Source organism: Kitasatospora sp. MBT63, assembly GCF_000710465.2.
Classification (GTDB): domain Bacteria; phylum Actinomycetota; class Actinomycetes; order Streptomycetales; family Streptomycetaceae; genus Kitasatospora.
This window is the reverse complement of record NZ_JAIZ01000754.1, coordinates 762-20,564: the sequence shown is the minus strand read 5'-3', so window position 1 is coordinate 20,564 and position 19,803 is coordinate 762. Positions and strand designations below refer to the sequence as shown.

At 74.3% G+C, this 19,803-nt stretch carries 20 protein-coding genes and 1 pseudogene; 15 read left to right on the top strand and 6 right to left on the bottom strand.

The genetic code is table 11. From position 1 onward, the window contains the following. The first annotated feature begins 241 nt into the window (after positions 1 to 241). From AA75_RS39600 to AA75_RS39585, 4 genes are all read left to right on the top strand, one after another. On the top strand, positions 242 to 1,045 hold the full coding sequence (locus tag AA75_RS39600; protein WP_082527181.1) for a sugar phosphate isomerase/epimerase: 804 nt from the start codon (positions 242 to 244) through the stop codon (positions 1,043 to 1,045). Positions 1,046 to 1,154: 109 nt separating this feature from the next. After that, complete coding sequence (locus AA75_RS39595; protein WP_033825311.1) at positions 1,155 to 1,919, top strand: class I SAM-dependent methyltransferase; 765 nt, start codon at positions 1,155 to 1,157, stop codon at positions 1,917 to 1,919. A 119-nt stretch (positions 1,920 to 2,038) separates the two neighbouring features. After that, positions 2,039 to 3,883 (top strand): dihydroxy-acid dehydratase, encoded by a 1,845-nt coding sequence (gene ilvD / locus AA75_RS39590; RefSeq protein ID WP_033825310.1) that lies wholly within the window; start codon positions 2,039 to 2,041, stop codon positions 3,881 to 3,883. A gap of 90 nt (positions 3,884 to 3,973) precedes the next feature. Then, positions 3,974 to 4,480, top strand: a complete 507-nt coding sequence (locus tag AA75_RS39585; protein ID WP_033825309.1) for a hypothetical protein — start codon at positions 3,974 to 3,976, stop codon at positions 4,478 to 4,480. Between the two features lie 16 nt (positions 4,481 to 4,496). Here the strand turns inward: AA75_RS39585 and AA75_RS39580 are convergent, their stop codons facing one another. The 3 genes from AA75_RS39580 to AA75_RS39570 all read right to left on the bottom strand — a co-directional run bounded on the left by AA75_RS39580 (position 4,497) and on the right by AA75_RS39570 (position 6,903). Next, positions 4,497 to 5,771: a hypothetical protein gene (locus AA75_RS39580; RefSeq protein WP_051814197.1), complete on the bottom strand. Its 1,275-nt coding sequence runs from the start codon at positions 5,769 to 5,771 to the stop codon at positions 4,497 to 4,499. Positions 5,772 to 5,917: 146 nt separating this feature from the next. After that, the gene (locus AA75_RS48670) at positions 5,918 to 6,367 is read right to left on the bottom strand and encodes a hypothetical protein (protein WP_063794530.1); all 450 of its coding nucleotides are present in this window, start codon (positions 6,365 to 6,367) and stop codon (positions 5,918 to 5,920) included. Between the two features lie 59 nt (positions 6,368 to 6,426). Beyond that, positions 6,427 to 6,903 (bottom strand): protein-tyrosine phosphatase family protein, encoded by a 477-nt coding sequence (locus AA75_RS39570; RefSeq protein WP_051814196.1) that lies wholly within the window; start codon positions 6,901 to 6,903, stop codon positions 6,427 to 6,429. Between the two features lie 95 nt (positions 6,904 to 6,998). On the opposite strand from AA75_RS39570, the gene AA75_RS39565 reads away from it, so the two are divergent. The 10 genes and pseudogenes from AA75_RS39565 to AA75_RS39525 form a co-directional block, all read left to right on the top strand. Next, positions 6,999 to 7,451 carry a hypothetical protein gene (locus tag AA75_RS39565; RefSeq protein WP_033825307.1) on the top strand — a complete coding sequence of 151 codons (453 nt, stop codon included), beginning with the start codon at positions 6,999 to 7,001 and terminating at the stop codon, positions 7,449 to 7,451. Positions 7,452 to 7,579: 128 nt separating this feature from the next. Beyond that, positions 7,580 to 8,404: a pyrroline-5-carboxylate reductase gene (gene proC / locus AA75_RS39560; RefSeq protein WP_033825306.1), complete on the top strand. Its 825-nt coding sequence runs from the start codon at positions 7,580 to 7,582 to the stop codon at positions 8,402 to 8,404. Between the two features lie 10 nt (positions 8,405 to 8,414). Then, a complete protein-coding gene (locus AA75_RS39555) occupies positions 8,415 to 9,077 on the top strand; it encodes an HAD family phosphatase (protein ID WP_033825305.1) in 663 nt (220 codons plus the stop codon). A gap of 123 nt (positions 9,078 to 9,200) precedes the next feature. Beyond that, a complete protein-coding gene (locus tag AA75_RS39550; RefSeq protein ID WP_033825304.1) occupies positions 9,201 to 10,397 on the top strand; it encodes an MFS transporter in 1,197 nt (398 codons plus the stop codon). A 79-nt stretch (positions 10,398 to 10,476) separates the two neighbouring features. Continuing rightward, complete coding sequence (locus AA75_RS39545; protein ID WP_051814195.1) at positions 10,477 to 11,676, top strand: acetoin utilization protein AcuC; 1,200 nt, start codon at positions 10,477 to 10,479, stop codon at positions 11,674 to 11,676. Continuing rightward, positions 11,673 to 12,545: a phosphatase gene (locus tag AA75_RS39540; protein ID WP_051814194.1), complete on the top strand. Its 873-nt coding sequence runs from the start codon at positions 11,673 to 11,675 to the stop codon at positions 12,543 to 12,545. The genes AA75_RS39545 and AA75_RS39540 overlap by 4 nt, the downstream gene beginning before the upstream one ends. Before the next feature lie 116 nt (positions 12,546 to 12,661). Next, positions 12,662 to 12,871, top strand: a complete 210-nt coding sequence (locus tag AA75_RS39535; protein ID WP_033825303.1) for a helix-turn-helix domain-containing protein — start codon at positions 12,662 to 12,664, stop codon at positions 12,869 to 12,871. A gap of 134 nt (positions 12,872 to 13,005) precedes the next feature. After that, the gene (locus tag AA75_RS46630) at positions 13,006 to 13,104 is read left to right on the top strand and encodes an AURKAIP1/COX24 domain-containing protein (protein WP_003948845.1); all 99 of its coding nucleotides are present in this window, start codon (positions 13,006 to 13,008) and stop codon (positions 13,102 to 13,104) included. A gap of 215 nt (positions 13,105 to 13,319) precedes the next feature. Then, positions 13,320 to 14,396, top strand: a complete 1,077-nt coding sequence (locus AA75_RS39530) for an NAD-dependent epimerase/dehydratase family protein (RefSeq protein ID WP_033825302.1) — start codon at positions 13,320 to 13,322, stop codon at positions 14,394 to 14,396. Then, a pseudogene (locus tag AA75_RS39525) lies at positions 14,393 to 15,388 on the top strand (lysophospholipid acyltransferase family protein); the annotation flags it as partial. The gene AA75_RS39530 and the pseudogene AA75_RS39525, both read left to right, overlap by 4 nt. A 5-nt stretch (positions 15,389 to 15,393) precedes the next feature. On the opposite strand, the gene AA75_RS53040 reads toward AA75_RS39525, so the two are convergent. The 3 genes from AA75_RS53040 to AA75_RS39510 all read right to left on the bottom strand — a co-directional run bounded on the left by AA75_RS53040 (position 15,394) and on the right by AA75_RS39510 (position 19,383). Beyond that, positions 15,394 to 16,638, bottom strand: a complete 1,245-nt coding sequence (locus AA75_RS53040) for a DUF5667 domain-containing protein (protein WP_033825301.1) — start codon at positions 16,636 to 16,638, stop codon at positions 15,394 to 15,396. Between the two features lie 280 nt (positions 16,639 to 16,918). Beyond that, the gene (locus AA75_RS39515) at positions 16,919 to 17,635 is read right to left on the bottom strand and encodes an ECF subfamily RNA polymerase sigma factor, BldN family (RefSeq protein WP_233289397.1); all 717 of its coding nucleotides are present in this window, start codon (positions 17,633 to 17,635) and stop codon (positions 16,919 to 16,921) included. A 692-nt stretch (positions 17,636 to 18,327) separates the two neighbouring features. Continuing rightward, the gene (locus tag AA75_RS39510; RefSeq protein ID WP_033825300.1) at positions 18,328 to 19,383 is read right to left on the bottom strand and encodes an HAD family phosphatase; all 1,056 of its coding nucleotides are present in this window, start codon (positions 19,381 to 19,383) and stop codon (positions 18,328 to 18,330) included. A 127-nt stretch (positions 19,384 to 19,510) separates the two neighbouring features. On the opposite strand from AA75_RS39510, the gene AA75_RS39505 reads away from it, so the two are divergent. Then, positions 19,511 to 19,792, top strand: coding sequence for a glutaredoxin family protein (locus tag AA75_RS39505; protein WP_033825299.1), 282 nt, complete (start codon positions 19,511 to 19,513; stop codon positions 19,790 to 19,792). The last annotated feature ends 11 nt before the right edge of the window (positions 19,793 to 19,803 follow it).

Below are 19,803 nucleotides of genomic sequence, written 5' to 3'. Positions count from 1 at the left end.
GGACCCCGCGCCGCCCGCCGACCCCGGTACCGCCGACGGGCCCGGCAGCGCCGCACCCGGCCCCCGCGGGGCCCGTGCCGCCCGCGCCGCGAAGGCCGTCAAGGCGGTGAAGACCGCCAAGGCCGCGCAGGTCGCCAAGGCGGCCAAGGCCGTCAAGAGCGCCCGGGCCGCCAAGGCCGCCGCCCGCCGGGCCCCGCTGCTGCGCACCACCGACCGCCTGGTGCTGCCGCCCCACCCCGGCCTGCACATCCCGGACACCAAGGTCGCCCTGTCCACCGCCTCGGTGTACCCCGCCAACACCGCCACCGCCTTCGAGCTGGCCGCCCGGCTCGGCTACGACGGCGTCGAGGTGATGGTCTGGAACGACCCGATCAGCCAGGACGTCGAGGCGCTGCGCCGGCTCTCCGACGCCCACCGGATCCCGATCCTGGCGGTGCACGCGCCCTGCCTGCTGATCACCCAGCGGGTCTGGACCTCCGACCCGTGGACCAAGCTGGTCCGGGCCCGGGCGGCCGCCGAGAAGCTCGGCGCGGACGCCGTGGTGGTGCACCCGCCGTTCCGCTGGCAGCGGCAGTACGCCCGGGAGTTCGTCGAGGGGATCCACCGGATGGCGGGCGAGACCGAGGTCAGGTTCGCGGTGGAGAACATGTACCCGTGGCGCTACCGGGACCGCGAGATGCTCGCCTACTCGCCCGGGTGGGACGTCACCGAGGAGGAGTACCGGCACTTCACCATCGACCTCTCGCACGCCGCCACCTCCCGGATCGACGCCCTGGAGATGGCGGGCCGGATGGGCGACCGGCTGGCCCACGTCCACCTCGCCGACGGGGCCGGCTCCGGCAAGGACGAGCACCTCATCCCCGGGCGCGGCAAGCAGCCCTGCGCGGCCCTGCTGGAGCAGCTCGCCCGCACCGGCTTCGACGGCCACGTGGTGCTGGAGGTCAACACCCGCCGCTCCGCCTCGCCCGCCGAGCGCGAGGCCGACCTCGCCGAGGCGCTCGCCTTCACCCGCCTGCACCTGGCCACCCCGGCCCGCCGCCCCTGATCCACCGGCGCGGTCCCCGTCCCCGTCCCCGATCCACGGGCCGGGCTGCGGACCCGGCCCGCCGCACCGGCCCGCCACGTAGGCTGTCCGGATACGGAGGGGGAGTTCCATGACCGGTCTTCAGCACCGCGACTACGCCATGTCCTTCGGCCCGGTGGCCGCCCAGTACCAGGCCCACCGGCCCTCGTACCCGCCGGAGCTGTTCGACGAGCTGGAACGCCTGACCGGCCGCCCGCTGCGCGGCGCGGACGTGCTGGACGTCGGCGCCGGGACGGGCATCGCCACCCGGCTGCTGCAGGCCCGCGGCGCCCGGGTGACGGCCGTCGAACCGAGCGCCGGGATGGCCGCCCAACTGCTCGCGGCGGCGCCCGGTACCCCGCTGGTGCGGGCCGGCGGCGAGGAACTGCCGTTCCACGACTCGACCGCCGACCTGATCACCTACGCCCAGGCCTTCCACTGGACCGACCCGGCCCGCGCCGTCCCGGAGGCGGTCCGGGTGCTGCGCCCCGGCGGCGCGCTGGCCGTGTGGTGGAACCACCCCGACAGCAGCGTCCCGTGGCTGGCCGCCTCGCGCGACCGGCTGGTGGCCGCGCTCACCCCGTACCACCCCCACGTCCGGCCGGACAGCACCGCCGAGCCGCTGGCCGAGCACGGCCTGCGGCTGGCCGAGGCCGAGCTGGCCTGGGAGCGCCGCACCACCGTGGACGGCCTGGTCGCCGAGTTCGGCTCCCGCTCGCACTTCGCGGTGCTGCCGGCCGAGGTCAGGGACCGGATCCTGGCCGCCGAGCGGGCCGCCCTGCTGGCCGAGTTCCCGGACGGTTGGGTGCTCCAGCCTTGGCGGCTCACCCTCTCGGTCGGCGTCACCGCCGGCTGACCGGATCGCGGACGCTCCGTCCGCCGGCTGGACCGGGAGCGTACGCTCGGTAGCTACAGCGCGCCGCACCCTCCCACCAGCGCAGCGGCCGCCAGCAGCCTCCGAAGGAGTGGAGCACAGTGCCCGAGCTGAAGTCCCGTACGGTCACCCACGGTCGCAACATGGCAGGCGCCCGCGCGCTCCTCAGGGCGGCCGGCGTAGCCCGGGAGGACTTCGGGAAGCCGATCATCGCGGTGGCCAACTCGTTCACCGAGTTCGTGCCCGGCCACACCCACCTCCAGCCGGTCGGCCGGATCGTCTCCGAGGCGATCAAGGAGGCCGGCGGCATCCCGCGCGAGTTCAACACCATCGCGGTCGACGACGGCATCGCCATGGGCCACCACGGCATGCTCTACTCGCTGCCCTCGCGCGACCTGATCGCCGACTCGGTCGAGTACATGGTCTCCGCGCACTGCGCGGACGCGCTGATCTGCATCTCCAACTGCGACAAGATCACCCCCGGCATGCTGATGGCCGCGCTGCGCCTCAACATCCCGACCGTGTTCGTCTCCGGCGGTCCGATGGAGGCCGGCCAGGCCGTCCTGGTCGACGGCACCGTGCGCAAGCTGGACCTGGTCAACGCGATCTCCGACGCCGTCAACGAGAACGTCTCGGACGAGGACATCGCGATCATCGAGGAGAACGCCTGTCCGACCTGCGGGTCCTGCTCGGGCATGTTCACCGCCAACTCGATGAACTGCCTCACCGAGGCGATCGGCCTGTCGCTGCCCGGCAACGGCTCCACGCTGGCCACCCACACCGCCCGCCGGGCGCTGTACGAGGACGCCGGCCGCACCATCGTCGACATCACGAAGCGCCACTACCACCAGGACGACTACACCGTCCTGCCGCGCTCGATCGCCACCCGCGCCGCGTTCGAGAACGCCATGGCGCTGGACATCGCGATGGGCGGCTCGACCAACACCATCCTGCACCTGCTCGCCGCCGCCCAGGAGGCCGAGCTGGACTTCGACATGCGCGACATCGACGCCATCTCGCGCCGGGTGCCGTGCCTGTCCAAGGTGGCGCCCAACGGCAGCTACTACATGGAGGACGTGCACCGGGCCGGCGGCATCCCCGCCATCCTCGGCGAGCTGTACCGCGGCGGGCTGCTCAACGAAGGCGTGCACACCGTGCACTCCGACTCGCTCGCCGAGTGGCTGAAGACCTGGGACATCCGCGGCGGCTCGCCGTCGCCGACCGCCGTCGAGCTGTTCCACGCCGCCCCCGGCTGCGTCCGCTCGGCCACCGCCTTCTCGCAGTCCGAGCGTTGGGACAGCCTGGACACCGACGCCGCCGGCGGCTGCATCCGCAGCGTCGAGCACGCCTACTCGGTCGAGGGCGGCCTGGCCGTGCTGTACGGCAACCTGGCCGAGGACGGCTGCATCGTGAAGACCGCCGGTGTCGACGAGTCGATCTGGACCTTCAGCGGCCCGGCGGTGGTGCTGGAGTCACAGGAGGACGCCGTCGACGCGATCCTCACCAAGCGGGTCAAGGAGGGCGACGTGGTGGTCATCCGTTACGAGGGCCCCAAGGGCGGCCCCGGCATGCAGGAGATGCTCTACCCGACCTCCTTCCTCAAGGGCCGCGGTCTCGGCAAGGCCTGCGCGCTGATCACCGACGGCCGGTTCTCCGGCGGCACCTCCGGCCTGTCGATCGGCCACGCCTCGCCCGAGGCGGCCTCCGGCGGCACCATCGCGCTGGTCGAGGACGGCGACCTCATCGCCATCGACATCCCCGGCCGCTCGGTCGAGCTGAAGGTCTCCTTCGAGGAGCTGCACGAGCGACGGCTCAAGCTGGAGGCCGAGGGCGGCTACCGCCCGAAGAACCGGGTCCGCCCGGTCAGCGCGGCCCTCAAGGCGTACGCCGCGATGGCCACCTCGGCGGACAAGGGCGCCGTCCGCGACGTCAGCAAGCTCGGCTGACCCCGTACCCGCGCGGTGTGACGGAGCCGTCCCCGGCCGGGGACGGCTCCGTTCGTGGTCCGGCCGCGTCGTCGGGCCATAATCGGAGCCGTGGACGACACACGGAGCACCCCAGGCACCGACGGCCCCCGGCCCGAACCGATCCGCTGGTACGGCACCAGCTGGGTCGAGCGAGGCACCGGCTACCGGGTACGCCGGGTGCTGGTCCCGCTCGGCGCGCTGCTGTGCGTGGCGGCCGGTGCCCTGGTGCTGCGCCTGGCCGTGTCCGGGGTCGCGATGTCCGACGCCGGCGGCTTCGTGAACCTGCTGCTGACCGGCGCCATCGCGATCTGCTCCGCCCTGGCCGCGGTCCGCACCTGGAAGGTGCTCACCGAGGGCCGCGCCGCCCTGACCGGCTGGATGACCGAGGACCGGTCGCTCGGCGCGGTCTGGATGATCGGCGGCGTCGGCGCGCTGGCCGCGTACTTCGTCCGCAGCCTGGTCGAGGCCCCGGGCGAGAGCCTGCGGCGGGCCGAGCACGAACGCGCCCTCGCCCAGCACGCGCGGCGCCGGGACGCCGCCTCCGCCGGGCGTCCCGGCCGCAAGCGGCGCGGCTGACGCCCGGCAGCCGGCGTCAGGTGCGGGAGGAGTTCCGGCACTGCCCGTCGCCGCCGTCCAGCTGCCGGCTGCGGTCGTACGGGTCGACCGTCGGCGCACCCGCCGACGGGGACGCCCCGGCGTCGTTGCGCAGCACGGGGAACATCGGGTGGAAGAAGCCGTCCGACTGGTCGCAGCCGCTGTTCCCGCCCTCACCCTTGTAGCCGTTCAGATAGAGCTTCCCGGCCTCGACCCGGAACCGCCGGGGGTCGGGGAACCGGAAGTCCATCGCGGAGCGGATGATCGTCCGGGCCACCGGACCGGAAGCGCCCGGGGTGTCGGCCGGTGCGGCCTGCCAGGAGACCGGGTTGGCGCCGCCGCCCTGCGCGCCGACGCCCTTGTCCGGGTGGGGGCCGGGGCGGAGCGCGTACACGAAGGTGAAGTCGGTGTGGACCAGGACACCGTTCTCGCCGTCACCCTCGAAGGTCATCCGTCCCTGGACCCGGACCTCCTCGGTGGCCAGCACCGCGCTCTGCGGGTCGAAGCGGGGGAAGTCCCAGGCCGGGCTCTCGTCCTGGGTCGGGTGCGCCAGCCGCTCCTCCGCCCGGCTCCGGTCCTCCTTGCTCAGCATGGCCAGTGCGGCGTCCGGCCGGGCGCCGGAGATCACCTTCGGGTCCAGGGCGCTGTACGTCAGGTAGGTGCGGACCTGCTCCAGCTGGGTGCCGACCTGCTTCGCGCCGAAGGCGCCCACGGCGCTCGGCTCCGGCAGGGCGAACGCCGCGGCCCCGACCGGCCACTGCCCGGCCGGAGAGCCGGCCCACGGGTTCTCGACGGTCGGGGTGTCGGGGTCGACGGCGGGCGGTGCGGCCGTGGGGGAGGCGGTCTCCGGCGGCAGCGTCGGCAGCGGGGTCGCCACCGCGGGACCGTCGGCCGTCGAACCGTCCTGCCCGTGGTGGTACCAGTCGCGCAGCCGGCCGGTGTTGAGCGCCGCCAGGGTCAGCGCGACCGCCAGTGCGACGAACAGCGGCGCCTGCCAGTTGCCGGTGCGCCGCCGGCGGCCCCACGGGTCCACCCGGGTGGCCCGGCGGCCGAACCGGCGCCGGCGGATCTGCGGCACCCGCTGGGCCTCGTGCCGGAAAGGTACGGCCTCCGGCGGCTGCTGCTTCCACTTCGCGCCGAGCATCCGGGCCCGGCCCGAAGCCTCCTTCACGGTCGCGCCCTTGACGAAGTCCTCGTCGAGCACGAGACCGTCGAACGGGTCGTCAGGGGAGTCGCCGGCGGGGCGCTGGGAGGGGTCTTCGGCTATCGGCACGCGGTCAGTATGCCGACGCCCTCGGACACCCTTGCGAGAGGGTGGGGGCGGTGTGCGGCGAGGGTGAGCGTTCGGTGCCGGTTTCCGCCGTTTCGCCGGGGCGCCCGGCGCCCCGGGCGGGCCCGTACGGGCGGGGTGGCGGGCCGTCAGCCCTTGGCGCGGGCCTGCTTCACCGAGCCGACCACCCCGGCCACCAGCAGCAGCAGTCCGGCCGGCAGCAGCGAGCTGAACACCGCCCCGATCAGACCCCAGCTGCCCAGCAGGGTCAGCGCCAGCGTGTTCAGCACCAGCAGCGCGCCCGCCGCCGGCAGCGCCGACCTCCACGGGTGCTCGTCCGCCCAGCGGCGCAGCCGGCGGTCCCCGGTGTCCCGCCGCAGCTTCCCGCCGACCGTTCCGACCAGGAAGAAGAAGAACAGGCCCAGCCCCACCGGCCCGGCCAGGATGTCCGACGACCAGCTCCCGGTGATCAGATCCACCGTGAGCGCGGCCCCGGCGACCACGACCCCGACCGCCGAGGCGGTCCGCCACGGGCCCAGCGTCGCCGAGGCGACTGCGATCTGGCGGCTCTCGCGCCGCGACAACTCCTCGTGTCCCATACCCCCACGGTGCGCCTGCCGGCCCCCGGACGCCAGAGCCGCGGCCCCTGAGATTCCCCCTACGGGACACCGCCCGCCGGGCCGTCCCCCGGACCCTCGGCGGGGCCGCCCGGGAACCCGCGGACGTAGCGCCGCTGCCACGGCGTCTCGACCGCCCGGGGGTCGAAGTGCTCCCGGACGAAGGCGACCGCCCGGTCCGCCGGCACTCCGTCGAGGACGGCCAGGCAGGCCAGTGCCGTACCGGTCCGGCCGTGGCCGCCGGCGCAGGCCAGCTCCACCCGTTCGTCCCGGGCCCGCTCCCACGCCTCGCGCAGCACGGCGCGGGCCGCCGCCCGGTCGGCGGGGACCCAGAAGTCCGGCCAGCGCAGCCACCGGGCCTCCCAGGCGACCTCCGGCGGCGGCTTCCCGAGCAGGTACACGGCGAACTCGGGCACCGGGCCGCCCGGCAGCGGCCGGCTCAGCGCCCGCCCCCGCACCAGCCGCCCGGAGGGCAGCTCCAGCACTCCGGGGGCATCGGGGTCCCAGGTCCGGTCCATCCTCCCCACGGTAGTCCCGCGGGCCGCGCCCGGACGGTGACCTCGGCCGGTCCCGCGCAGTTGAGCAGGGCGAACCGCGCCGAGACGGAGGAAACGTGGCCCGCAACCGGGGACTGAACGCGTTGGAGGTGTCCGCCGCGATCAGGGAGGCCCGCGCGGTCCGCACCGGGGTGCCGGCCACCCGCAGGCCCGGCGAGGGCGGCCTGCTGCCCGCCTTCATCGCCACCCTGCGGGTCCCGGGCAGCCTGCCGCAGGTGGTCCGCTGGGTGTCCGCCGCCGGCCACCCGCCGCCGCACCCGCTGCTGGTCGAGCTGCTCGGCCCCGCCGCCGGCTCCTGCCCCGAACTGACCGTCCTGACCGGCTGGCTGGACCTGGCCGACCGCCGGGCCGAACGGCTCCCGCAGGAGCTCGCCGGCGCCACCCTCGCCCTGCTGCACGTCACCGGAGCGCCGCCGCGGACCACCGCCCACCTGCCCTGCCGCCCGTGCCGTCCGCTGCTGGCCTGGCTGGGCGTCACCGTCGACACCACCGTGCCCCCGGACGCCTGAGCCCCGGACGCCCGAGCCCCCGGACGCCCGAGCGCGTTCGCACCGACCGCATCCGCACCGTGGACGGCTGCCCCGCCGGCGCCCGCCCCGGTGCGAGGATGGCGGCAGCACCGTACGAAGGAGCGGCCATGAGCAGCAGCGCACCCGGACAGAAGATCGCCTTCCTGGGCACCGGCAAGATCGGCGAGGCCCTGCTCTCCGGTCTGCTGCGGGCCGGCAAGGACCCGGGCGACGTCCTGGTGACCGCCCGCCGCCCCGAGCGCGCCGAGGAGCTGACCGCCCGTTACGGCATCACCGCCGTCTCCAACGCGGATGCCGCCAAGCTGGCCGACACCCTGATCCTGGCGGTCAAGCCGCAGGACATGGGGGTGCTGCTGCACGAGCTGGCGCCGCACGTGGCCACCGACCGGCTGGTGGTGTCGGCCGCCGCGGGCATCCCGACCACCTGGTTCGAGGACCGCCTCGCGGCCGGGACGCCGGTGGTGCGGGTGATGCCCAACACGCCCGTCCTGGTGGACGAGGGGATGAGCGTGATCTCCGGCGGCTCGCACGCCACCGAGGCGCACCTGGCCCGTACCGAGGAGATCTTCCGCTCGGTCGGCAAGGCGCTGCGGGTGCCGGAGTCCCAGCAGGACGCGGCCACCGCACTGTCCGGCTCCGGACCGGCGTACTTCTACTTCCTGGTCGAAGCCATGATCGACGCCGGCATCCTGCTCGGCCTGCCCCGCACGGTGGCGCACGACCTGATCGTGCAGTCCGCGATCGGCGCCTCGATCATGCTGCGCGACTCCGGCGAGCACCCGGTGAAGCTGCGCGAGGCGGTCACCTCCCCGGCCGGCACCACCATCGCCGCCATCCGCGAGCTGGAGAACCACGGCGTGCGGGCCGCCATGCTCGGCGCCCTGGAGGCCGCCCGTGACCGCTCCCGCGAGCTGGCCTCCGGCGGCAAGTAGGCTCGGGCGGGTGAGCTACGACCTGGTGATCTTCGACAACGACGGCGTCCTGGTGGACAGCGAGCCGATCTCCAACCGGGTGCTCGCCGAGTACTTGACCGGACTCGGCTTCCCCACCACCGTCGAGGACTCCTACCAGGACTACATGGGCTGCGCCGCGCACAAGATCCACGACGTGATCCGCGAACGGCACGGCGCCACCCTCCCGGACGGCTTCGACGAGCTGTTCCACGCCCGGGTCTTCGACGCCTTCACCGCCGAACTGACCGCGGTGCGCGGCGCCGAACAGCTGCTGAAGACCCTCCAGCAGCACGAGGTCCCGTACTGCCTGGCCTCCTCCGCCCACCACATCTGGATCCGGACCGCGCTCGACCTCACCGGCCTGCGCCCGCTGCTGGCCGAGGAGCAGATCTTCAGCGCCCAGGACGTCGGCGTCGGCAAGCCCGCCCCCGACCTCTTCCTGCACGCCGCCCGGACACTCGGGGTGGCGCCCGCCCGCTGCCTGGTGATCGAGGACAGCCCCAACGGGGTGCTCGCCGCCCGCGCCGCCGGCATGGACGTGTACGGCTACGCGGCGCTCACCGACCCCGACCGGCTCACCGCCGCCGGGGCGACCGGTCTGCTGACCGACCTCGGCCTGGTGCCCGGCCTGGTGCTCGGCCGGCCGGCCTGACCCGTTGCGGCGGATCGGGACCCGTTCGCGTCGCACCCCTCCCGGAAAGCCCCCGCAGCACCTACGCTCTCGCCAACATCGTCGTACCGGCCGGTAGCGCCGGAGGCTGAGCGAGGTCGGCAGATGCAGGACACAGTCGTCACCGAACGGCTCCGGCAGGCCCGGGCGGCGCTCGCCGCCGCCTTCCTGCTGCAGGGCGTCACCTTCGCCCTGCTGGTCACCTGCATCCCCGAGATCCAGGACCGCTACGGGCTCAGCGACAGCCTGCTGCCGGTCTTCCTGGCGGCCGTCCCGATCCTCGCCGGGGTCGGCTCGATCACCTCCGAGCACCTGGTCAAGCGCACCAGCGCCCGGGCCGTGCTGCGGGTCGTCCAGCCCGCCGTCTGCCTGACCCTCGGGCTGACCGGCTTCGGCGACCGGCTGTGGGAACTGGGCCTCGCGCTCGGCGCGTTCGGCCTGCTGGTCGGCGCGCTCGACGCCTCGATGAACATGCTCGGCGTCGGCCTCCAGCACCGCTACGGCCGCAGCATCATGATCGGGTTCCACGCCGCGTTCAGCCTCGGCGGCATCATCGGCGCCGCCGTCGCCGGCCTCGGCGCGCACTACCACCTCGGCCTGCCCGCGCTGTTCGGCGGCGCCGCCGCGGTGCTGATCCCGCTCGCCCTGCTGGCCGGCACCCGCTTCGCCGGCCGGGCCGAACTCGGCGACGCCGTCCGGGAGGCCGCCGAGGCCGCCGCCCGTTCGATCCCCTGGAAGCCGCTGCTGCCGCTGTGCCTCGCCATGGCGGTCGCGTACATCGCCGACGCCTCGGTCTCCAACTACAGCGTCAAGTACCTCACCGACGGCCTGGACAGCCCCGACGACGTCGCCAAACTCTCCTACCTCGGCTACATGCTGGCGATGCTGGTCGGACGAACCGTCGGCGACCGGGCCGTGCAGCACTTCGGCGCCGTCCCGGTGGTCCGGGCGGGCTCCGCGCTGGCCGCGCTCGGCTTCCTGCTGGCCGCCCTCTCGCCCGGACCGTGGGCGGCCATCGCCGGCTTCACCGTGCTCGGCTTCGGCATCTGCGCGATCATCCCGCAGGTCTTCGCGGCCGGCGGCCGGCTCTTCCCGGACGACTCGGACGCCGCGGTGGCCCGGCTCAACCTGTTCAACTACGTGGGCTTCCTGATCGGCTCCCCGCTGGTCGGCGCCGTCGCCGACGCCTCCTCCTACCGCTGGGCGCTGCTCGCGCCGATGCTCCTGGTGCTGCTGATCCTCCCGCTCTCCGGCCACTTCGCCCCGGCCGCGGCCCGCCGCGGCGAGCCCGTCCACAGCTGACCCGCCCCGCCGGACACCCCGCCCACGGCGGCCGGGGGCCGTCCGGGACCCGCCCCGGCGCACCCACTACCGTGGGGCCATGCCCGAAGCCGAGCGTGAGACCCCTTGCGGCCTGCAGTTGTTCTGGGACGAGGCCGAGACCGGCTACGACTTCGGCCCGGGACACCCGATGGACCCGACCCGCCTCGCGCTCACCATGCGCCTGGTCGAGGCCCTCGGCCTGGACACCGGGCCGGGCGTCGCCCTGCGCTCCGCGCCGCCCGCCGGCGACTCCACGCTGCGCCTGGTGCACACCGCCGGGTACGTCGAGGCGGTCCGCCGGGTCGCCGCGCACCCCGGTACCGCCGACCCCGCGCACGGCCTCGGCACCGAGGACAACTGGGCCTTCCCCGGCCTGCACACGGCGTCCGCGCTGATCGCCGGCCAGTCGGTGGCCGGCGCCGAGGCCGTCTGGCGCGGCGAGACCCCGCACGCCGTCAACTTCGCCGGCGGCCTGCACCACGCCATGCCCGCCAAGGCCGCCGGCTTCTGCGTCTACAACGACCCGGCCCTCGCCATCGCCCGGCTGCTGGAACTCGGCGCCGAACGCGTCGCCTACGTGGACGTCGACGTCCACCACGGCGACGGCGTCCAGGCCGCGTTCTGGAACGACCCCCGGGTGCTGACCGTCTCACTGCACGAATCCCCGGCGACGCTCTTCCCGGAGACCGGCTGGTCCACCGAGACCGGCGGCCCCGACGCCCCCGGCTCCGCCGCCAACCTGCCGCTGCCGGCCGGCACCGGCGACGCCGGCTGGCTGCGCGCCTTCCACGCCCTGGTGCCCGAACTGCTGGCCGCCTTCCGCCCGCAGGTCCTGGTCACCCAGCACGGCGCCGACACCCACGTCGAGGACCCCCTCGCCCACCTCGCGGTCTCGCTGGACGCCCAGCGCCTGGTCACCGAGGCCCTGCACCAGCTGGCCCACGAGCACGCCGACGGCCGCTGGCTGGCGCTCGGCGGCGGCGGGTACGCGGTGGTCGACGTGGTCCCGAGAGCCTGGACCCACCTGGTCGCCACCGCCGCCGGCCGCCCCGTCGACCCGGCCGCCGAGACCCCGCCGCAGTGGCGCGCCGAGGTCTACCGGCGCACCCGGCAGCAGGCCCCGCTGCGGATGACCGACGGCGTCGAACCGCACTGGCGGGACTTCCACGACCACGGCTACGACCCCGGGGACCGTCTCGACCAGGCCATCCTGGCGGCCCGCCGCGCCGTCCTCCCGCACCACGGCCTGATCCCGTGAATCCCCGCCCCGCGCCCGTCGACAGCGCCCGTGCGGCGCTGCGCGCCCACCTGCTGCACCGCCGGCTGGCCGGCGGGAACATCCCGACCAGCCGGCAGAAGAACCTCCGCAGCTACCGGCTGTTCGGGCAGGGCGACCCCACCGCCCTGATGGGACTGGCCCCCCAGGGCCGCTGGGGTCCCGGCGCCGTGCTCGCCCTGATGGCCGAGCGCTGCGGCGTCGACCCGGACTTCGGCCGCGGCCAGGGCCCCGACACCATCGACCCGGACCTCGCCCTGGACGCCCTCGACCGGATGGCCGCGCTGCTGCGCTCCGTCGCCCGACGCCGGGCCACCGTGCTGGCCGGCACCGGCCACCCGACCAGGCTGACGGAGTTTCACACCTCCATCGCCAGGGCGCTCGAAGCAGCCGGCTGCACTCTGCTCACTCCCGCGCGCGGTACGCGCTTCCGTGAGCCCACCCCGGAGGGCGAGCGCAGCTGCGTGCTCGACTACCGCGGACCGGTCGCCGTGGTCCGGGGTCTTGACGGGGGATCGGCGCGTGGTGGCAGACTCGACCGCGGCCGCGGGGAGCTGCTGCACACCCACTCCGCGCAACCGGTCCGGCTGGTCCTCGACCGGCTCGCCGGGACCGGACACCCCTTGCCGGGCCTGGTGCTGGGCGACCACGGCTGGCTCTGCGGGGCCGGCCGGCTCGGTGTCCCGGCCGCCGGGATCGCCGACTCCAACGACCCGGCGCCGTTCGTCGCCGAGGCCGAGCGCGAGGTCGCGGTGGTGGTCCCGGTGGACGACGGATCTCCCCCCGAGTGCTACAGACCGCTGAGCGACTACGTACTGCAACAGGCGGATCTCGCACCGTACAAGGAGTGAGCTTCCCCCTCTTCCCACTGGTACCACCCATAACTACTCTGGGGATACACGTGTGCCGGTGGAGTCACCGGAGGGGAAGCCGGTGCCTTGCACACGGGTAAGGGTCGGGTGAGGTCATGAGTTCCGGCGAACGCCCCCTCCAGGATGTCGTCTTCCTGACCGTGGCCGAGGTGGCCGCGGTCATGCGGGTGTCGAAGATGACGGTGTACCGCCTGGTGCACAGCGGAGAGCTTCCGGCCATCAGGGTCGGCCGCTCCTTCCGGGTCCCCGAGAAGGAGGTCCACGACTACCTCAAGGAGTCCTACGTCCGGCTGCAGAGCGCGTAGTCCGGACACGGCTCAGGGCCTCGGTCGGGGCACGATTACGGCTTACGCGAAGCGGGGGGTAGGCTAGGCCCTCCGTCAGTCGTATGGACTCCCGTCTCTCACGGGCGTGGGTCCGAGTGAGCGAGGGTTGTTCCGTGGGCTCTGTCATCAAGAAGCGTCGCAAGCGTATGGCCAAGAAGAAGCACCGCAAGCTTCTGAAGAGGACTCGCGTTCAGCGTCGCAACAAGAAGTAACACCTCGGCTGGCGCTTGCCCCGTTTCGCGCGGGAGTCAGCCCGCCCACGGTCGCTCTCGCGTACCAGGTGTGTGCACTGCCCGTCCCGGCTCCGCCGGGGCGGGCAGTCGTGTTTCCGGCCCGCCCCTTCTCGTCCCTCGGGCGTGTCGGCGTCCGGGAAATCCCGGCACGGTACGGTTTCGGACAGGGACGGGACGAAGGAGGACACGGACACGTGGGCAAGGTCGTGCTCGTCACGGGAGTCGCCCGCCATCTGGGTGCCCGGTTCGCAGCCGGGATCGCCGCCGCGCCCGGGGTCGACCGGGTCGTCGGGGTCGACGTCCAGCCACCGCCCGGCGAGCTGCCGCCCGGGGTCGCCTTCACCCGGCTGGACCTGCGCCGGCCCGCGGTCGCCCGGGTGATCGCCGAGCACCAGGTCGACACGGTGGTCCACCTCAACGTCAGCGCGATGGGCGGGGGCGGCCGCAGCGCCGTCAAGGAGACCAACGTCATCGGCACCATGCAGCTGCTCGGTGCCTGCCAGAAGGCGCCCGGCCTGCGCCGGCTGGTGGTGAAGTCCACCACCGCCGTGTACGGCTCCGCGCCCCGCGACCCGGCCGTCTTCGCCGAGGGCATGCAGCCCAAGGAGCTGCCGCCCGGCGGCTTCGCCCGGGACGCCGCCGAGGTCGAGGGCTACGTCCGCGGCTTCTCCCGGCGCAGGCCCGACGTCGCCGTCACCGTGCTGCGGTTCGCCAACATCGTCGGCCCGGCCGGCGACACCCCGCTCAGCGCCTACTTCGCGCTCCCGCTGCTGCCGACCGTGTTCGGCCGCGACCCCCGGCTGCAGTTCGTCCACGAGGACGACGCGATCGAGGTGCTCCGGCTGGCCGCGGCCGAACCCCGGCCGGGCACCACCAACACCGGCACCTTCAACGTCGCCGGGGACGGTGTCCTGCTGCTCTCCCAGTGCGCCCGCCGGCTCGGCCGGCCGACCGTCCCGCTGCTGCGGCCCGCCCTCAACCTGGTGGCCGGCCTGGTCCGGCAGACCAGGCTCGCCGACATGTCACCCGAGCAGATCCAGCTGCTCAGCCACGGCCGGGTGGTCGACACCGCCAAGCTCCGGGAGACCTTCGGCTTCACCCCCGGCCGGACCACCCCGCAGGCCTTCGCCGACTTCGCCGCCGCCCAGTCGGCCGGCCTGCTGCCGCCCGAACGCCTGACCGCCGTCACCGACCGGCTGGCCGCCCTGCTCGGCCCGGACGGCCGCCACCCCACCACGGGCCACCACACCGAGGAGCCGATGCCGCGATGACTGCCGCCAGGAACCACGCCGTCGGCGAGGCCAAGGTCATCCCGATCGAGTGCGCGCCCAGCTGGCAGGCCGGCCGCCCCGCGCTGGCCGACCGGCTCGCCGACGCCGTCGGCGGCGCGCTGGCCGGCCCGCTCGGCGACACCGCCACCCGGCTGCTCGGCAAGGGCTGGGAGGGCCGGGCCGCCGGCGGCCTGTCCTTCCTGCGGCGCCGGATCACCGGCGACTACGAGGTGGACGACTTCGGCTTCGACGAGGAGCTCACCGAGGAGGTCTTCCTCTCGCTGCTGCGGCCGCTCGCCGAGAAGTACTTCCGGATCGAGGTCCGGGGCATCGAGAACGTCCCCGCCGAGGGCGGCGTGCTGATCGTCGCCAACCACTCCGGCACGGTCCCGCTGGACGCCCTGATGACCCAGGTCGCGGTGCACGACCACCACCCGTCCCGGCGCCACCTGCGGATGCTCGCCGCCGACCTGGTCTTCGTCCTCCCGGTGGTCGGGGAGCTCGCCCGCAAGGCCGGCCACACCCTCGCCTGCAACGAGGATGCGCAGACCCTGCTGGAGCGCGGCGAGGTGGTCGGGGTCTGGCCGGAGGGCTTCAAGGGCATCGGCAAGCCCTTCGCCGACCGGTACAAGCTGCAGCGCTTCGGCCGCGGCGGGTTCGTCGCCTCGGCCCTGCGCGCCCAGGTGCCGATCGTGCCCTGCTCGATCGTCGGGGCCGAGGAGACCTACCCGATGATCGGCAACTTCAAGACGCTGGCCCGGCTGCTCGGCCTGCCGTACCTGCCGATCACGCCGACCTTCCCCTGGCTCGGCCCGCTCGGGGCGGTCCCGCTGCCGACCAAGTGGACCATCCAGTTCGGCGAGCCGATCCCGACCGACGGCTACCCCAAGGAGGCCGCGGACGACCCGATGCTGGTCTTCGACCTCACCGACCAGGTCCGCGAGACCATCCAGCACACGCTCTACAAGCTGCTGGTGCAGCGGCGCTCGGTGCGCCGTCAGTTCAGGGTCAGCCCGGGCAGCAGCCCCGGGAGCAGCGGCGGAAGGGTCAGGCCCTGGTTCTCCGGGGCCGCCGGGTCCGCCGACGGTGCCGGCGAGGACGCCGAACGGTCCGGCTGCCCGGCCGACGGCGTACCGGCGGCCCCGCCCCCGGTCAGCCCGCTGGTCAGCCCGTTGACCAGGCCGCCGACGCCGGCCGGCGCGCTGCTCGGGGCGGACCCGCCCGTCGTCGCACCGCCGGTGCCGCCCTTGCCGTGCGGATCCGGGGTGCCGGCCGGGGACTGCGGCCGGCCGCCGGTGGTACCTGGCTGGTGCCCGGCCGCACCCGGGGACTGCTCGCCGCCCGCTCCCGTGCCGCCCGGAGCCTGACCGCCGTCCGCGGCGGGCTGCTCCAGGTGCAGGGGCGCGACGTCCTCGCTTATGTCGTCGAAGAGCTGGTCGACCTTGCCGGCCTGGCCGGTGAGCTGGCCGGGGAGCCGGCTCTGCAGCGTGGTCCAGCGGTCGTCCTCACCCTCCGCGAAGGTGGCGAGCTTGCGCATCGGGGCGAGCGAGCCGTTGCTCCGGTAGACCGCGCGCAGCAGGTCACGGCCGCGCACCGCCTCGGTGTGCATGTCGTCCAGCGCACGCCGGACCTGCTCGACCGTGTCGGGGCTCAGCGTGTCCGGCGAACCGGCCCGCCGGAGCAGCGACTGCGCCTCGTCGAGCCGGGTGGAGGCCTGCTCGAGCAGCAGCGCGCCGCGCTCGGCGTCGGAGTCCGCCCAGTCCAGCTGGAGGCCCTCCAGACCGCGCTTCATGCCGTACAGCGGGTCCCCCGGCAGGGCGTTGGTGCTCGCGGCCGCGGCGCCGGCGAAGCTGCCGACCGCCACCCCGGCGACCAGGCCGCCGATCGCCAGCCGCCGGCCCCACCGGCTGCGCGAGACCGCGCGGACCGCCCGGTGCCGGCGCTGCCTGGGCAGCGCCACCGCGGGCCGGCCACCGGCCCACTCCTGCTCGAACGCGGCCATCAGCTGCGCCCGCTGGACCACGCGGGCCTCGGCGTCCAGCTCCGGCTCCGGCAGCGAGCCGAGGGCACCGGCCATCGCCAGCAGCTCCGCCATCGCGGCGGAGCCGCCGCGGGCCTGGTCGGCCCTGGACGAGCCGGCTCGGGCCGCGCCTCCGGTGTCGGCCCTGCTCTCTGTCCGGTGGGCCTCCAGCGCCTCGGCGAAGGCCTTTGCCCGCCGGTGCTCCAGCACGTTTGCCGTCACGGGCCACACCTCCCTTCGTCGTTTTCGACACCCAGGCCGGCCGGACGGTTGCCTCGGCGGGCCGAAACCACACCATCGGGTGACATGCCTGGATCGGGCTTGACTGCGGCCCCGATGACGGATTGCACGCTGGCCAACGAGCGCGGCCGGGGGTCGGTTACGCACGGCTGATCATGTGACCGCCCATTCACCCGCACGTGTGCGGAGGACGGCCGGGCTGACGGGCCGCCGGATATGCCGTCGCCGCCGACCGGCCCACCGGTGCCGGTCCCTGCCGCGATCACCGGGCGTCGGGCGGCAGCAGGCGGGCCAGCGTGCGCACCGCGCGGTACTGGAGGGTCTTGATGGCGCCCTCGTTCTTGCCCATGATCCGGGCCGTCTCGGCCACCGAGAGCCCCTGCAGGAAGCGCAGGGTCACGCACTCCTGCTGCTGCGGGTTGAGCCGCCGTACGGCGTCCAGCAGCGCCGCGTTGGAGAGCGACTCCAGCACCGAGTCCTCGGGGCTGCGCTCGCACTCGTTGGAGTCCAGCATCTCGCCGGTGGTGACCTCCAGCCGGAAGCGGCTGGACTTGAAGTGGTCGGCCACCAGGTTGCGCGCGATGGTCACCAGCCAGGCGCCGAAGTCCCGCCCCTGCCAGGTGAAGGTGCCGATCCGGCGCAGCGCGCGCAGGAAGGTCTCGCTGGTCAGGTCCTCTGCGGTGGCCCGGCTGCCGACCCGGTAGTAGATGTAGCGGTACACGGTGTCGGCGTAGTGGTCGTAGAGCCGGCCGAAGGCCTCGCTCTCGCCGTTCTGGGCGCGTTCGACCAGGTCGACGATGGGGTTGTGCTCGGTCTCGAAGCCGGTGCCGGTGTTGGTGGCGGACCTGGTCCGGCCGCGGCCGGTGCTCCCCCCGCCGACCGCGGTGCGGCCGCGCGTCCCGGTGCCGGAGCCGGTGCTGGAACCGCTGGTGCCCGGGCCGCTGGTCCCGGTGCCGCTGGTGGCGGTGGAGCGCAGCAGCGCGCCGGGGACGGGCCGGGCCGGGCGGCCGTAGCCGGTGCCCAGGGGGGTGCCGGCCACCGCGGGCTGCGGGACGAGCAGCTCGAAGTCGCGGATCGCGGCCCACAGCTGGTCCAGGCGCGTACCAGGACGCAGGGTGGCGGTCGACGGGCGGGGGGAGGTAGGCGCGTCGTTCCGGACGGGTGGGTACACGGGACTCCCAGAGGCAGAACTGTGGACGGGTCACCTCCGCCTGTGCGGAGAGCACACTGCCTGACCCCCCGTCACCGGGGACGCGTGGTGGCGTGCATCCCAGAGAGGATAACGCTTTGTGCAATGACAGCTACACCCTGTGGTCGAAGTGGTCGTTCGAGGTCCACTTGTTGTGCATTTTCAGCTGGTAATGACCGGAGTTGTCACCCTCCGTCTGGCGCAACGTGAGCGCTCGTAAGCACCGTGTGACCAATTTAAGGGCGAGAGGGGCGGTTTCCCCGTCCTGGCGCCCCGCAATCCCCGAGTTTCCCAAGTCGACGAACGATCAGATCCGGTCGCCGCCGATCCGGTTCGGTCACCCGGCGGCCCGGAGCCGGGTTAGCTCGTTAGCGTGAGCCCGAGCCCATCCATGGAGTGGCTGACGAAACGCCAGGTTGACGCATGGGGAGGCGCTCCGGCGACACACCGACCGTGTGCGAACCTCCCGCCCCGCGCGGGGCTCAGGAGCAGGCGGCGCGCTGCCGGCGGCGTACCGTGACGGCGGCCGCGGCGGCACCGGCCAGCACCCCGAGCCCGGCCGCGGCCGGCAGGCCGATCCGGGCCGCCTTGCGGCCGGTCCGGAAGTCCCGCACCCGCCAGCCCATCGCCCGGGCGTGGCGGCGCAGTGCGGCGTCCGGGTTGATCACGTACGGGTGGCCGACCAGCGCCAGCATCGGGATGTCGTTGGCGGAGTCACTGAAGGCCGCACAGCGGCTGAGGTCGAGCTGCTCGCGCCGGGCCAGCGCCTGGACCGCGGCGGCCTTGGCCGGGCCGTGCAGCAGCCCGCCGACCAGCCGGCCGGTGTACGCGCCGTCGGCGGTCTCGGAGACCGTGCCCAGCGCGCCGGTCATGCCGAGCTGCCGGGCGATGATCCGGGCCACCTCCTGCGGGGCGGCGGTGACCAGCCAGGTGCGCTGCCCGGCGTCCAGGTGCATCTGGACCAGGGCGCGGGTGCCAGGCCAGATCTTCCGCGCGATGACCTCCTCGAAGATCTCCTCGCAGATCGCCTCCAGGTCGGCCGTCCGCTTCCCGGCGACCAGACCGAGCGCGGTGTCCTGGGCGTCCGCGATGTGCGCCGGGTCCTCCGAGCCGTGCAGCCGGAACCAGGCCTGCTGCCAGGCGAACCGGGCCACGTCGCGGCGGGTGAAGAAGCGGCGGCGGTACAGCCCGATGCCCAGGTAGAAGATCGCGGCCCCGCGCAGGATGGTGTTGTCGCAGTCGAAGAAGGCGGCCGCCCGCGGGTCGTCCGGGGTGGGGGTGTGGTCCTCGGCGGGGGCCTTCGGCTGCTTGGCGCCCTTCGGTGCGGGCCCGCCGTCCGCGGCGGGCTCCGGCTCCGGCGTCCCGTCCGCCGCGCCCGGGCCCGCGACCGTCGTACGGTCCGGCGCCTGGGCCGTGTCGGCCCCGGGGGCGGCGGCCAGCAGGTCCGCCTCGGCGGCCTGGGCGGCGGCCTCGCCCGCCAGGGCGGTCCGCTCGGTCGGGGAACGCCTTGCCTGGGTGAGCCTTCGCAGCGCGGCCATGGCAACGAGCATAGCCAGCGGCGGTGTCGGATCCCGTGACCGTGGTGTGCAGCCCCCGTTAACAGCCCGCATCCGGGGTGTGGCGGCGGCGCCGCGGCCCGACGGCCGGCCGGGGCCGGCAGGCACAATGGGTCGGGTGAGCCTGCTGCGACGCGACAAGAAGAACCCGGCGGACCGGACCGTGACCCTGATCGGGAAGCCGGACTGCCACCTCTGCCAGGACGCCCGCGCGGTGATCCTCAAGGTCACCGGTGAACTCGGTGCCGCGTTCGAGGAGAAGGACATCACCCGGGACGCGGAGCTGTACGAGAAGTACTGGGAGCAGATCCCGGTGACCTTGATCGACGGCCGCCAGCACGACTTCTGGCGGGTCGACGAGCGCCGGCTGCGCACCGCCCTCGGCGGCTGAGCGACCCGCCC

Excerpts from the sequence above, each read along its gene's own strand:
- AA75_RS39535 (WP_033825303.1), top strand. The coding sequence starts at position 12,662 with ATGAGTTCCGGCGAACGCCCCCTCCAGGATGTCGTCTTCCTGACCGTG.
- AA75_RS39570 (WP_051814196.1), bottom strand. The coding sequence starts at position 6,903 with ATGGACCGGACCTGGGACCCCGATGCCCCCGGAGTGCTGGAGCTGCCC.
- AA75_RS39550 (WP_033825304.1), top strand. The coding sequence starts at position 9,201 with ATGCAGGACACAGTCGTCACCGAACGGCTCCGGCAGGCCCGGGCGGCG.
- AA75_RS39510 (WP_033825300.1), bottom strand. The coding sequence starts at position 19,383 with ATGGCCGCGCTGCGAAGGCTCACCCAGGCAAGGCGTTCCCCGACCGAG.
- proC (WP_033825306.1), top strand. The coding sequence starts at position 7,580 with ATGAGCAGCAGCGCACCCGGACAGAAGATCGCCTTCCTGGGCACCGGC.
- AA75_RS48670 (WP_063794530.1), bottom strand. The coding sequence starts at position 6,367 with ATGGGACACGAGGAGTTGTCGCGGCGCGAGAGCCGCCAGATCGCAGTC.
- AA75_RS39595 (WP_033825311.1), top strand. The coding sequence starts at position 1,155 with ATGACCGGTCTTCAGCACCGCGACTACGCCATGTCCTTCGGCCCGGTG.
- AA75_RS39505 (WP_033825299.1), top strand. The coding sequence starts at position 19,511 with ATGGGTCGGGTGAGCCTGCTGCGACGCGACAAGAAGAACCCGGCGGAC.
- AA75_RS39545 (WP_051814195.1), top strand. The coding sequence starts at position 10,477 with ATGCCCGAAGCCGAGCGTGAGACCCCTTGCGGCCTGCAGTTGTTCTGG.